This window comes from Dyadobacter psychrotolerans, from assembly GCF_004349265.1.
Classification (GTDB): Bacteria; Bacteroidota; Bacteroidia; order Cytophagales; family Spirosomataceae; genus Dyadobacter; species Dyadobacter psychrotolerans.
The window spans coordinates 420,383-434,717 of record NZ_SMFL01000003.1 but is presented as its reverse complement, the minus strand read 5'-3'; the positions used below and the strand labels follow the sequence as shown (position 1 = coordinate 434,717).

Here is a 14,335-nt window from a genome sequence, read left to right as displayed (position 1 = left end):
AATCTGAATAATTTATAAAAATGAAACATATATTTAAATCAATATTACTGACTGGTGCTGTTTGCCTTTTTCAATCCTGCACCGGCGACTTTGAAAAGTTGAATACGCCGCCAAACTCTGTAACCACCATCGATCCGGGTCTTTTGCTTTCCAGGGTTCAGCGGGATGGCGCCTTTGCGGAAGGAGTGGAATATCCTAATAACCAATACGGTTCCTGGATACAGCAATGGGCAGGCGGTGTTTTGATTTCCAGTTCACGTTATGTGGAGCAGGCAGACAACAGTACCTGGGAAGCACATTACAACCTGATCAGAAACATCAGCCAGATCCGTACAGAGCTTTTAAAGGGACAGGAAAACGATCCGGCAGCAAGAACCAAACTGGCGATTGCACGGGTGGTTGAGATTGCGGTTTGGCAGAGATTAACAGATCTTTTTGGTGATGTACCTTATTCTCAAACCGCTTTGGGACCTGCCGATGTAAACAACAAACCGGTTTTTGATACACAGGAATCCATTTATAAATCCCTGATCACAGATATAGACGTTGCAATTTCTCAAATGAACGCAGCTGACGCAAGTTATGGCTCGGCTGATTTTTATTACAAAGGGGATGTTGCTAAATGGAAAAAGTATGCAAATTCGGTGAAATTAAGACTGGGAATGCGTATTCGTTATTCCGATCCTGCTTTGGCACAAAAAACGGTAACAGCTGCAATGGCACAGCCGCTTCTTGAAAGCAATGCCGACAACGCTACGGTTCCGACTTTTAATAACGCAACCAATGCAAATGTGCACCCGATTTTGAATCATTTCCTGGCAGGGAGTCCGGACCTTAAATATCTGGCGGACGCTTTTGTGACGAAGTTGGTCTCAACAAATGACCCCCGTTTGCCGCGTATTGCACAGCCAAGCGTGAATTCTGTAAAGGCGGGCACACCGGCTTACAAGGGAATTGGTGTTGCGCTTACAGATGCAATCCTAAAAACCATTATAAAGGATGATTATTCGACTGCTTCCACAACTACTTTTTTCAACAGAGCATACAGCCCTGCGATTCCGTGTATTGTGATGTCGTTTTCGGACGTTTCGTTTTATAAAGCGGAAGCTGCGCTGGAAGGGTGGGGAGCAACGGCTGAACAGGCCGAAGGTTTTTACCAGGCTGGTGTAAGAGCTGCATTAGCGCAGGATCCCTACAATATCACAACAGTGCCGGCCAACTTTGCTGACCAACTATCATTTACAGGTTTAACAAAAGAACAGAAACTGGATAAAATTGGTACCCAGAAATGGATACAGTTGTTTGGCCGCTCGTACGAAGCCTTCACCGAATGGAGAAGAATGGGATATCCAACACTTGCGCCGGGTCCGAATGCCGGTTCTACCAACGGAACAATACCACGGCGTACGATTTACTCATCAAGAGAAGCGCTGCTCAATGAAGATAACTACAAAACGGCCTCATCCCGATTAACGAAAGGAGATACCTACGTTTCAAAAGTGTGGTGGGACAAAAGATAAATGAAGTGATTGTTTAGTAATGCGAAAAGCGGGAGCAGGGTGTGGCTTCCGCTTTTTTTATGTCTAAAAAATTTACTCTGTTTCGAAAGGATTAGCAAGATATTCTGCCCGGTAAATAGGCTGCGAGGCTGATATGGTCCAAAGGATTTGTCCTGTTTTAGTCATTTTCAATATTTTTCCATTTACTGCGCTCACGGTAAGCAGGTTGCCATCGGGTAACAAACTGGTGCTCCCCATAATCATGGAGTATAAATTTTGAGGAAGTGAAATATTAATTTTAGGCGTAGCTTCGAGCGTGGTTTCGTTCAGGTTGAAAGAAAGAAGCCTGGTTTCCGGACGTGCCGCACTGCCGTTATCAAAAAGCATAATTTCGTCATTTGCATTGCGGTGGGCAAAATGCTGAAAGAGAAAGTTGCTTGTTTCAGGCATTTTTATGGTTCCGTTTTTACCAAGTTTCCACATCACTTTTCCGGTTGACGAATTGATCTTCCAAACCTGTGACAGCGACCGCAGGGAAACAATGTAGTTGTTGTCTTTGTCGATCACCAGTGAGTTTCCCCAGGGCTGCGCATAATTGGTCGGATCGATATTGGTTAGTTCAGAAAATGTCGACCATTCCCAGATTTTTTTACCCTGGCTGTCGAGAACGATGATGCCATCGCCTGGTAAATTGTTGCTGAATGTATTGGTAATGGCAACGATGTTTCCTTTGCTGTCCATTTGCAGATCGTGATGAATCGATTTGTCAAAACCCTTTTCACCCATTCGGAAATAGGAAAGGGTATCGCCGGCCAGATTTGTCTCCAGAAGAATATTGCCATCTCCAAAGGGCGTTGCATTTTCATCCAGCAGCATCAAAACTGAATTTTTTGCCGTCATCCTGGCTGTTTTTACAATGTAGTTTGAAGGTGGCGACCAATACCATGCAATTTTACCCGAATTGTTAATCAGCAGCAATCCGTTTGGTTTTGCAGAAGGTACGACAAAGTAATAACCCGGCAGCGTTTCCTGAATCGTATTTTCGGCCGTTTTGTAATAAGTATTAAGCCAGGCCGGCATGGCTTCTGTGGTAAATGTTTGTATCTGCGAAGTTTCAGATTCATTCCCTGATGCGTCCAAAACAACGACTTTGTAATTGTAAGCTGTTTTCTCCCGCAATTGGTAAAGCGAAACCGTATGATTTATCTTTGAGTCTGAGAGCGCGGAAAGTTTCGCGCTGCTTTCACTTTCCGAGGCCTGCCAATACTTGACATGTGCCTTGCTGTCAACCGATAAGCTGAATTTTACCTTAACCACCAATGCTGAATTTTTGTTAAGAATAACAGAGAAACTTTGGAGTTGAGGCGTAACGGACTTTCCACTTTCTGAGCATGAAAAGATGGCTGCTGCAGCCAGCATGGTAAGGTAAATCCGGAATTTATTCATGTTAAAACATAGGATTAAAATTAAAAAATCAGGACTCCGGAAATTTCCAAAGTCCTGACCAGCTACTTATTACCATTTATTCTTTATCCCACCAAACACGTTTCAGCCAGTCATCCTGTCCGCCAATGCGGCTCACGGCCGATTTATAGTTGGTCGGGTTCTGCACCGCTTCTGATTCCGGATAGAAGAACCTGCGGGGAATCACACCATTTGTCCCGCTGGTATACCAGTCCACGACAGTAAAAGGAACAAGTGCAGGATATCCGGTTCTGCGGAAATTAGAATATGCTTCTGTACCGTTCATGAAAAAGTTAACCCACATTTGTTCATGAATTACCTTCATTTGTCCGGCCAGGGTCGTCGGGAACGGAAGATAATTTGCTTTTAAAGTATCGATTGCCGGCTGTGCAATCGCAGGTGCTCCGGGATAGTTAACCATCTGCTCGCAGCCTGCCTGAACTCCTTTGTTAAAATGTGCTTTCACATCCGTTTGTCCGCCCCAGCCCCGTGCAGCAGCTTCTGCAAGAAGGAATTCAACTTCGGCATAAGTCAGGTGGAAAAATGGTGCGTTGATGGCCGCCACGTATTTACTTGGCTGCATCCGGCGATAGGCTGTTGGCACTACCACACTCTGACCGGAAGCTGTAACAATCGTTTGATCGGGCATCCAGGCATTCCACGACATCGCTCCGTAAGGAATTCCTTCCTGCAGATAAGGTGTGATGTCCATGTTGTTGTTATTGTCAATAGCCTCACTTCCATTAATTGGAAGGTAAGTGCCGCCATAAATGAACAACCGCGGATCTTTTTTCAATTTCAAATAATCAACTAGCGTATTGGCAAGTCTGAATCCGGAAGAAGAAATGTCAGCCTGAAATACTTGTGCGCGCCCGTTTCCACGATTTTCTCCGAAAGTATAATTGATGGCCTCATGTTTCATGATACATGAAAAACTGTTGTCGGTCATGACGCCCGCTGCAATAGCGGCTTCTACCTGTTGTCTTGCAACATCCGGTTTTACTTTTGTCAAACGAAAACCTAACCTCAGACGAAGCGAACTCCCGAATTTTTTCCACTTGTCGACATTTCCGTCATAAAATACATCGCCGCCAACAATAGGTTTGGTGGGATCCATTGCTTTTACGGCTGCGTCCAGTTCGGAGAAAAAGCTGTTGTAAATTTCTTCCTGTGTATCATATTTTGGCAGGAAGATTTTGTCTGTGTATCCCTTAATTGCTTCAGAATAAGGAATATCTCCGTAAAGATCTGTCAACCTTGAAAAGATATAAACCCGCATAATTCGGGCAGCAGAATGTATGTTGACAAGTTCGGGATCAGCTGCAGTCCTGTCAACGAGATCCTGGATATTTTTCAGATCTCTCGGATAAGTCGTTTCCCACAAAGTATACCACTGGCCTTTGTCAAGAATACGGTATTGCCCGCCATGCTGTGTCCACCAGGAACCTGCAAGATGCTGTACCAGCGGCGAACTGATCGCCAGGTCGTAACGCCAAACATCTTCACGCTGTCCGGAAAGATCGGCCTGAACTTTGGTTAGCTGAACACCGGGAGAAATAGTCGAGAAACCAGCAGGATTTTTATTAAGTTCTTCAAAATGACTTGTGCAGCCCTGCATTAACAGAAGTGATGCTGCAATGGAATATATGATCTTTTTCATGTAAGTTCTTTGATTAAAATTTCACAACCAGGTTAAAACCATATCTCTTGCGTCCGGGCAGTGAACCGTATTCAAACCCCTGGCCATTGCCATTATTGTAGTTTGATTCAGGATCGATGTTCGGCGTGTTTTTGCTGATAATCCAAAGGTTACGGCCGATTACTCCAAAAGTGACTGTCTTAAACGGTGTCTTTTTTAGCAAGGAACTTGAAAACGTATAGTTCAGTCCAAGGTCACGGAGTTTGATGTAGCCGCCATCATAGATAAAAGGTTCAGGGATATTATTTCCAATGCTCTGCCAGTAAGCAGCCGGGCTGATCGGGATCGTATTTGGCGCACCTTCCTGATTTACACCTGCGCCGATAAAACCTCTGTTTGCACGGTTAACGTAATATGGACTTGTCGGATCGTCCAGATTTGCTTCCGCTCCTGCCGCCGCGGCAGCACGTTGTGCGGCTTGTCTGTCCTGCTGATACGAATTCCATGAATCACGACCTTCTTCTGTGTTGGCATGTGAGCCATTCATGTGCATGGTCATGTTGGTCATTGAGAAAATATCTCCGCCTACCCGAACATCCAGCGCGGCTTTCAGTTGTAATCCTTTAAAAGAAACCGAGGTGATCATACCGCCGGTCCAGTCTGGCAAAGTGTTACCAAGCGTGATCGGTGTTGTGGTTGGAAGCGGTTCGCCATTGCTGCTGTTAAAAACACGGTTGCCATTATCATCACGCAAAAATCCGTTTCCTTTAATGGTACCAAACGGCTTTCCTTTTTCAGCAATAATCGTTGCTCCTGCCCAGCGTGCTTCTGCAACCGTGAAAGTTTCCAGCAGGTCGCTCAATTCAACAACTTCGTTCACGTTTCTTGCAAAATTGAAAGACAAATCCCACTGGAAGCCGTTATTGAGCTTTACTGGCACCGTGTTCAGTAGAATCTCAAAGCCACGGTTTCTCAGTTTGGCAGCATTTAAAGAAGCACTGTTAAAACCTGTTGTTTCCGGAACGGTAATATCCAGCAGTACGTCATTAGTAACTTCGTCATAGTAAGTCAAATCAAGTCCGATGCGGTCATGTAAAAGACGAATATCTGTTCCAAGTTCAAATGAAGTTTTGATCTGTGGTTTCAGATCGGCGTTCGGAATAGAGGTTCCAAGGATTTCGCCCATCGGAAATCCTCTAAGTGAACGTCCTGTCAGGCTGTATGCAAAAGTTGTTTTATATGGGTCAAAATCACTTCCGACCTGACCATATGACGCACGTAATTTGGCAAAAGATAAAGCCGGAGTTTCAATTTTAAATGCATCGGTAATTACAAAACTTGCATCTACAGACGGGTAGAAGAAAGAGTTGTTTTGCGGCGGTAAAGTGGAGGCCCAGTCGTTCCTTCCCTGCAAATTCAGGAACAGGTATTCGCGGAAACTTAGCTGTGCACTGGCGAATACTGATTGAATTTCTTTACGGTTATCAAAAGGCTGAATCAGCTTCTCTGTAAAGTTGACAAGATTAGCAGTTCCTTTTTCGATGATCTGAGTCGCGCTGATGTTATCACCTTTGCTCCGGTATCTCATCAGGTTCGCTCCTGCAAGTGCCGAAATCTTAAAATCCTTTCCAAGGTCTTTGTTAAAATTAAGCAAACCCTGGAAGTTGGTTTCATTGGTGTTCATCGAAAGCTGGTTCAGAGCACCACCGTCATAAGCAGGTGTATATTTGTCATAGAAATTCTCGTGATTGAATGAGAAGAAATCAGTACCCGCCTGCAAATTCAAACTAAACATGCTGTTTATTTTGTAGGTTAGGTTGATATAACCACCGGCTCTTTCTTTCGTACTTTTGTTGAATGTTTTATTTAAAGTCCAGTAAGGATTGGAGCGGTAAATATTTCCTGTGTAGTTTTTATATGTGCCGTCCGGATTCATGTAATCCTGTAACCAGGCCTGATCAAAATTTGCCGCCAGGCCGAGTAAACCGTTACCAATGTTGTTCACTTCATCGGTCAGCGCCGGACGGTTTCTTACTTTTTCGGTCATGTAGTTGATCTTGGTGTCAACAGTCAGGTTGTTCGTGATTTTTGAAGTTGCCCTGATCGCAAAGATGTTTTTATCATAACCACTTTTTGGTACGATATCACTGTTGGCTATGTTAGAGTAAGACAGACGGACTGTGTTGTCATCTTTTCCTCCTGACACCGCGATTGTATTCATTGAGGTTTTACCGGCCCGGAAAAAATCCTGGATATTGTCATCCATGTATTTATAAGGCCTTACCGTTCCGTCTGCCTGGGTAATGGTTTCAAAATCCGTAAATTTTGGTCCCCAGTTGCTGGTAATGTTTCTGGATTGAAGCGGGTCGGTCGGGAACACACCATCGTTACCCTGTCCGTAGACTTTCTGTCTTTCATCCATACGCGTGGAAATCTGGTCGATGGTAAAAGAGCTGTTTAGCTCAATACCGATTCCTTTGTTTGCCTTCCCGCTTTTGGTGGTGATCAAAATAACCCCGTTTAATGCCCGGCTACCGTAAAGTGCCGCAGCGGCCGATCCTTTTAAGACTGAAATTGATTCGATATCATTTGGATTGATATCCGACAGTCCGTCACCAAGGTCAAATCCTCCCCATTGAGAAGCACTTCCGATGTTACCATTTACGGCAGGAACGCCATCAATTACATATAAAGGCTGGTTGCTTCCCTGTAATTCACGAATACCGCGGATGACAACCCGGCTTGAGCCTGTTGCACCCGCCGTGGTAGAGGAAATACTCACACCTGCAACTTTACCTGCGATGGATGCAATGGCATTGGTTTCTCCATTATTGGCAATGTTCTCACTGCCCACGTCAGAAACTGCATAACCCAGTGCACGTTTTTCGCGTTTGATACCCAATGCGGTTACGGTCACTTCTGAGAGAATTTGTGTGTCGGGACTTAGGGAAACATCAATGATCGTTTCGCTTCCAACAGTTACTTCCTTGGCAGAATATCCAATGAAAGAAAAAGTAAGCACAGCTCCCTTTGGAACGTCAATAGAATAACCTCCGTTTGTAGTTGTTGCAGTTCCCTGCGTGGTTCCTTTGATCAAAACAGAAACGCCAGGGAGCGGGTCCTTATTCTCGGAGTCGGTAATTGTTCCCTTCACCGTTACTGACTGAGCGTGCAATTGGCAGGTAAGCAGTAGGAAGAAGATTAGCAAGAAGAAGTTTTTCATGCAGATGTCGGTATAAAGTTTTGTGTTAAATAGATTTGCAAGAACAGTAATTCGTAAATGATTTGATTACTAGTCAGATGTTCTGTTGGTGGATATGCAAAACTAAGTTTATAAGCGACCAGTTGGGGTATTCAAATGTTACATATTGGGCTATCAGAAGTTACCTGATGTATGTAACATTTAAGATTTTTATTGAAATACGTCTTATTTGAAAGGTTTTCAGGCGGCGGAACCTTTATTGATTCTGGCCCGCATGGCATACGAAGAAGGAAGCTCACTGAACTCTTCGCGGAAGTGTTTGGCGAAATATTTAGGGTTGTTGAATCCAACCTGATAGGCAATTTCTGCCACTGTCAGCTGGCTTTGTCCGAGCAGTTGCCTGGATCTTTCCAGGCGGATCGAGCGGATAAAATCGATCGGCGATTTACCTGTAAGACTTTGCAGTTTACGATATAAGTGTATCCGGCTCATGCCCAGTTCACTGCTGAAAGCTTCCACTGAAAAGTCCGGATTGGATATATTTTTTTCAACAATGGCAATTGCCTTTTGAACCAGTTTTTCGTCCAGCGAACTAATTGCGACATCTTTCCCTTTGATGGTAATTTGCTGCCGGTAAGCTTTCCGGGCTGCACTTTGCTGTTTGAGCAAACTTTTGATCTTTGACTGAAGTAATTCGAAATTGAATGGCTTTTCGATGTAATCCTGGGCACCGGTTTCATAGCCTTCCAATTTTTGCTCATCCGAATTTCTGGCAGTAAGCAGGATCACCGGAATATGGGAAGTTTGCGCATTGTCTTTTAATCTTTTGCACATATCAATCCCGTTCATTTCCGGCATCATCACGTCGCTCACAATCAGGTCGGGCATTTCGTTGATTGCCTTTTCCAATCCATTTTTACCATCGCCAGCTTCCAGAATGGTGTACTGATCAGCAAGAATTTCTTTCAAATACTGACGAAACTCAAAGTTGTCTTCAACGAGTAAGATAGTCGCTGACTCTTCCGGTTTCTCAGAAATTTGTTCAGGTTCATCCGAAGTTTTATTTAGAGAAAAAGATAAGAGTTCGGTTTTATCAGAATCATCCGCAGTTTCATTAACGATTTCCTGAACCGGTATTACAACTGAAAAACAACTTCCCGTTTCCGATTCATTTACTACCTGTATCGTTCCGCCATGAATCTTTACAAACTCCCGGGTTATGGAAAGACCAATTCCGCTACCCTGGTTCATCATGCTTGCAGGAACATCGTGCTGATAGAATCGTTCGAAGATCTTTTCCTGTTTTTCCAGAGGAATTCCTATACCGGAGTCCTTCACTTTAATTTCCAGAAACTGATCCGCGTCTGTTGATTTTGGCTGCACTGTTACATTCACATTTCCACCATCGGGAGTAAATTTAAAAGCATTGGAAAGTAAATTAAAAAGAATTTTTTCCAGTTTATCTTCGTCAAACGCTGTCCGGAGCGAAATGATATCGGAATCAAAAGAAAGAGTAATGTGTTGTTTTTCAGAAAGATCGGAGAAAGAAAAAGTGGTGTCTCTGATGAACCGGATAATATCTCCTTCGGCGGGATTAAATTTTATTTCCTGGAACTCAAGCTTCCCCAAATCCAATAATTGGTTTACCAGATTTAAAAGCCTTTTGGCATTTCGATGAATCAATTGTAGCTGACCTTCATGATTTTTATCCTGTTGAATCAGTCGCGGCACTTTTGAGGATGGCTTTAAGATTTTTTCCAACGGAGCAAGAATCAATGTTAGCGGCGTTCGGAATTCGTGACTTACGTTCGTGAAGAAGTTGATTTTCATCTGATCCAGCTCATGCATACGCTGTGCTTCTTCACGTTCCTTCTGGATTTTAAATTTATTCTGTTCTCTTCGCTGGATTGCTTTTCGTGCCAGGTATAAAATAAAAATCGTTAACAGAAGATAAAAAGCAATCGCCGTTTTTGTAAGCCAAAGCGGAGGCAGGATGGTGATTTTTAGCCGGACGCCTTCTTTACCCCAGACACCCTCACTGTTTGTTGACTTTACTTTGAAAAGATAAACACCGGGATCAAGGTTGGTATAGGTTGCTTTACGGGAGTTATCAAAACCGGATATCCATCCCTTGTCAAATCCTTCCAGCTGATACAAATATTGATTTTTCTCAGGATGCAGGAAATTAAGTGCCGAAAATTCAATTGTGATAACATTTTCACTATGTTTCAGTGTTATTTCTTTTACCTCATTCAAAGTAACCGGCAGGATTGTCCTGTTATCCGAAGAGTTTCCGATGTTCACCCTTTTGTTAAAAAGATAGAGATCCGAGAGAAAGATTTTTGGAAACGAGGAGTCGGTTCGGATATCCTGCGGACGAAACAGATTAAAGCCTTTTGAACCTCCGAAAATGAGTTCGCCATCTTTGGTTTGCAAGGCTGCGTTTTCATTAAACTCTTTACCCTGCAATCCATCCGTTTCATCATACCTGACAAAATGAGGTATCAGATCTTTACCTTGCCATTCGATCTCTGCACGGGTTATACCCTCGGGAGTGCCAAACCAAAGATTACCCTGTTTGTCTTCGGTAACGGATAATATCGTGTTATGCGACATCCCGTCTTCCTTCCCAAAGGAACGGAAAGTTTGACTCTGTTTGTCGTACAAGTTCAACCCTTCATGTGTTCCAATCCACAGATTTCCGCGTTTGTCCTCATAAATTGTGTGAATCAGGTTGTTGCTGAGAAAGCCTGGCTTTTCTGCATTGCTTAAAAAATGGATGAAACTGTTGGTTTTGTAACTATATTTTTCCAAACCGTATGAAGTCCCAACCCAGATATTTCCTTCGTTGTCTTCGGTTATCTCACTTACGTAACCCGCATGAATAGAATTGGCACCTCCGCTGGGGAAATGAGTAAATTTCCCGGTGGTCCTGTCAAGTTGGTCAAGTCCGCCATCAAGTGTGCCGATCCATAAATTTTTCCTCGAATCTTCGAAAATTTCCCAAACGCTGTCATCCGCAATGCTGTTTTTGTCCGAAGCATCGTGGCGATACGTTGTAAAAGTTTTACCATCAAAATAGCTTAATCCACCATAGTAGGTTCCGATCCAAAGTCGTTTGCTGCTGTCAATAAACAGACTTACAACCACATTGCTCGCCAGGCTGGCAGGGTTGTCAGGTTGGTGCAGGTACCGTGTATATGTATTTTTTTTGCGCTCAAAGTAAATTAATCCGCCGCCATTCCCGCCCAGCCAGAGGTTGCCCTGGTCATCCTCAGCAAATCGGTTAAAATCATTGTAAGGCAGGCTTTGCGGTTTGGACCGGTCGTTCTGATATAGTGCAAAACGAAAAATATTTTCGTGGTAGTAATTGATCCCGTCTTTGTAAGTTCCCGTCCAGATAATACCGCAACTATCTTTATATAAGCTGTTTATGGTATTTTGACTCAGGCTTTTGTCATTGTCTTCATCATGTAGCAGATAGGTTGTCTCCCAGGTTTTTTTGTTAATCAGGTCGATACCGCCATGATCTGTTCCAATCCAGATCAATCCCTGGTTGTCCTGCACGATCCCCTGAATAATGTTTGAGGTCAGTTTGACAGAGAATGAATTTTTTGTAATGTTTAAAAAATTCTTCGAATGGTTATTGAAATAAAAAACACCAAGATTAGCTCTCAAAACGTAAAGCCAGGGATCTCCGTCGGTGTCGATAGTGATGTTGTACAACAGAGATTCACCTTTGTTCAAATTCTTTAGGTAGGAAGTTCTGAAAAGAATTTTGTACGAGCCTATATTCATTTTGTCAAGCACACCATTTTTGTGGATGATCCACATGTTCCCGCTTTTATCTTCTGCCAATGAAGCAATCTGATTTGATCCGCCAGCTTTATCTGTTCCTGGCGGATAACTTAGATGAATGATCTTTTTGTCAGAAGATGCGCGATAAATGTAGATGCCTTTTGTTTCATGAATAAACCAAAAGGAACCCTGGGAATCCTTGATAATATTGGTTACCGATCCATCGGGCAAGCCGAAGTAACTTGCATAAGGAGCTGTGTTTCTGATGAATTTTTCCGTACGCGGGTCGTAGATATTGGTGCCTTCAATCGTTGTAACCCATATCTTTCCGGCCGGATCTTCAAACAGGTTTATGATATTATTGTTTAGCAGCGTGGCAGAATCCCGGATGTCATTTCGGAAAGATTTTATGCTATAACCATCGTAGCGGTTTAAACCAGATATGGTACCAAACCACATCAGGCCACGGCTGTCTTTTAGAAAACAGGTCACCTGATTATTCGATAATCCCTGACGATTATCAAGTTTCATAAAACGGTATAAAGTGGGCTGAGCCGATGTGATTGAAAAACCACAAAACAAAAACAGGGTGAAAAACAATTGCTTCACCGTCATCCAAAGTCGATCTTTAAGGGTTACAGATAATCCAATGTAACACTTATTTGTAAAAAAGCAGAGGAATCAAACCGTAAATTGAGTTAAATAGTTAAGGTGATTGCCAAAGGTGAACACGCTAATGCAGATTGCAATGGGTTTCTTAATAGCATGAAAACGAAACATTGATAAAGAAGGGAGAACGTAAATCAGAAACTTTTCGATTGTGATGTATGCAGCCTGATCAGTTCTTCACTGCTGCTTGTCATCAAATCAACAGAATCTACTTCCAGTATCTGAGCTATTTGTATCAGACGCTCCAAGGTTATTCGGGTATATGCAAGTTCTATTTTACTGTATGCATTTTGAGAAATGCCAAGTTTCATCGCCAGGTATTCCTGTGTGTAGTCTCTAAATTCTCTTATTTTCCGAATATTAGAGGCAACAGATCTGATTTTAGCTTCTACGGTCTGAGTCATAACGATTGAATTATAGTGTCAGGCGATTTCCAGTTAATGTACTAAACCTACGATCAGATTGTGTCTTAAGATTACTTAGTTCGAATAAGCTTGTCGAAGAGAACCGCTTTACCTACATATGAATCTTCACAAACAGGGTTTTTCTTGTATTAAAATATTGATTTATAGTATTTTACATATAGCCTGTCAACACTTGATCCATTTGTTAAAAATTTGAAGAGATCTACGGTCAAATACCAGTCGCTGTAATCCTGACAGAATGACTTAGTTTGGCAAAATTGAAGTTTAACTTACGTATGTGGCGAGTGCATTTCTCTGATTGTGGAGAAATAGGTCAAAGTTGAATTTTGGTTTTTGGGTATGATCGGGCCGGATTTCTGCCCATGGAGTCGAAATGGCATATTTTATATATTTCCCTTAATTAATATAACTGTAACAATCTTATAGCTAATGTGATTAATGGTTACATGTATATAGGAAGAGCGCGCGTGATACGACAGCCTGATTACTTTAGATCAATCACGTATATTCTTGGAAGTTGTATGTTATTCCTTGCAGTTGTTTCATTATCAGGTACTTATTGGTCAATGGCATAGATGTTTAAAATTAACAATCAAACACAAGCAATACAGGGGACGCTGAAAACCTGAGAAAGAGTAGGCGATTGTTTCATTTAATATTTGTCAATTATGAAATTTCAGGAATTGAACTCAACAGAGGCCAGAGAAATTAATGGTGGCTTGTTAGGACTTGGTAACAGTAACGATTCACAATCATCCGGCGGACTTTTCGGAAGCCTGGGAATTCATTTCGCAAATCAGTCAGTCGATGAGGATGGTTCATCAGAAACGACAACATTCGGAACCAATCTGGATCTGGGCGGAATCTTCAACTCATTGAAGAGTTAATAAATACGGATGACGATTCATCAACAGGGGAAAGCTGAAAACCTGCAAAAGAGTAAGTGCACACTAATATCTAAACATTTGTCAATTATGAAATTTCAGGAATTAAATCTGGAAGAAGCAAGAGAGATCAACGGTGGTCTGTTAGGCTTAGGAAATAGTAACGATTCACAATCATCCGGCGGACTTTTCGGAAGCCTGGGAATTAATTTCGCAAACCAGTCAGTTGATGACGATGGTTCATCAGAAACGACAACATTCGGAACCAATCTGGATCTGGGCGGAATCTTCAACTCCTTAAAGAGTTAATAAATACCGATGACGATTCATCAACAGGGGAAAGCTGAAAACCTGCAAAAGAGTAAGTGCACACTAATATCTAAACATTTGTCAATTATGAAACTTCAGGAATTAAATCTGGAAGAAGCAAGAGAGATCAACGGTGGTCTGTTAGGCTTAGGAAATAGTAACGATTCACAATCATCCGGCGGACTTTTCGGAAGCCTGGGAATTAATTTCGCAAACCAGTCAGTTGATGACGATGGTTCATCAGAAACGACAGCACTCGGAACCAATCTGGATCTGGGCGGAATCTTCAACTCCTTAAAGAGTTAATAAATGAAAACTGAAAAAAGAAATCAGAAGGGCTTGCCTGGTGTAAACCCTTCTGACTTCTGATAGTTGACATTTTGGTTAAACTTCAATAATGTTTGAACCGGAAGATTATTCTGGTATTGTTAAACAAAACGATTTTA

The 14,335-nt window shown here is 42.5% G+C and carries 9 protein-coding genes; 4 read left to right on the top strand and 5 right to left on the bottom strand.

Annotated features, from left to right (window positions below; translation table 11 throughout):
* Positions 1-20: 20 nt before the first annotated feature.
* Positions 21-1,520: a SusD/RagB family nutrient-binding outer membrane lipoprotein gene (locus E0F88_RS09595; protein WP_181956083.1), complete on the top strand. Its 1,500-nt coding sequence runs from the start codon at positions 21-23 to the stop codon at positions 1,518-1,520.
* A gap of 72 nt (positions 1,521-1,592) precedes the next feature.
* On the opposite strand, the gene E0F88_RS09590 is transcribed toward E0F88_RS09595, so the two are convergent.
* From E0F88_RS09590 to E0F88_RS09570, 5 genes are all read right to left on the bottom strand, one after another.
* Positions 1,593-2,945, bottom strand: a complete 1,353-nt coding sequence (locus E0F88_RS09590; RefSeq protein ID WP_131958014.1) for an aryl-sulfate sulfotransferase — start codon at positions 2,943-2,945, stop codon at positions 1,593-1,595.
* 76 nt (positions 2,946-3,021) lie between these two features.
* Positions 3,022-4,623: a SusD/RagB family nutrient-binding outer membrane lipoprotein gene (locus E0F88_RS09585; RefSeq protein ID WP_131958013.1), complete on the bottom strand. Its 1,602-nt coding sequence runs from the start codon at positions 4,621-4,623 to the stop codon at positions 3,022-3,024.
* Between the two features lie 13 nt (positions 4,624-4,636).
* Positions 4,637-7,825: a SusC/RagA family TonB-linked outer membrane protein gene (locus E0F88_RS09580; protein WP_131958012.1), complete on the bottom strand. Its 3,189-nt coding sequence runs from the start codon at positions 7,823-7,825 to the stop codon at positions 4,637-4,639.
* A gap of 219 nt (positions 7,826-8,044) precedes the next feature.
* Positions 8,045-12,133 (bottom strand): hybrid sensor histidine kinase/response regulator transcription factor, encoded by a 4,089-nt coding sequence (locus E0F88_RS09575; RefSeq protein ID WP_165940026.1) that lies wholly within the window; start codon positions 12,131-12,133, stop codon positions 8,045-8,047.
* 272 nt (positions 12,134-12,405) lie between these two features.
* Positions 12,406-12,675, bottom strand: coding sequence for a helix-turn-helix domain-containing protein (locus tag E0F88_RS09570; RefSeq protein WP_131958010.1), 270 nt, complete (start codon positions 12,673-12,675; stop codon positions 12,406-12,408).
* Positions 12,676-13,364: 689 nt separating this feature from the next.
* Between E0F88_RS09570 and E0F88_RS09565 the strand changes: the two genes are divergently transcribed.
* From E0F88_RS09565 to E0F88_RS09555, 3 genes are all read left to right on the top strand, one after another.
* Positions 13,365-13,583 carry a hypothetical protein gene (locus tag E0F88_RS09565; protein ID WP_131958009.1) on the top strand — a complete coding sequence of 73 codons (219 nt, stop codon included), beginning with the start codon at positions 13,365-13,367 and terminating at the stop codon, positions 13,581-13,583.
* Between the two features lie 87 nt (positions 13,584-13,670).
* Positions 13,671-13,889, top strand: a complete 219-nt coding sequence (locus E0F88_RS09560) for a hypothetical protein (RefSeq protein WP_131958008.1) — start codon at positions 13,671-13,673, stop codon at positions 13,887-13,889.
* An 87-nt stretch (positions 13,890-13,976) separates the two neighbouring features.
* On the top strand, positions 13,977-14,195 hold the full coding sequence (locus E0F88_RS09555; RefSeq protein WP_131958007.1) for a hypothetical protein: 219 nt from the start codon (positions 13,977-13,979) through the stop codon (positions 14,193-14,195).
* The last annotated feature ends 140 nt before the right edge of the window (positions 14,196-14,335 follow it).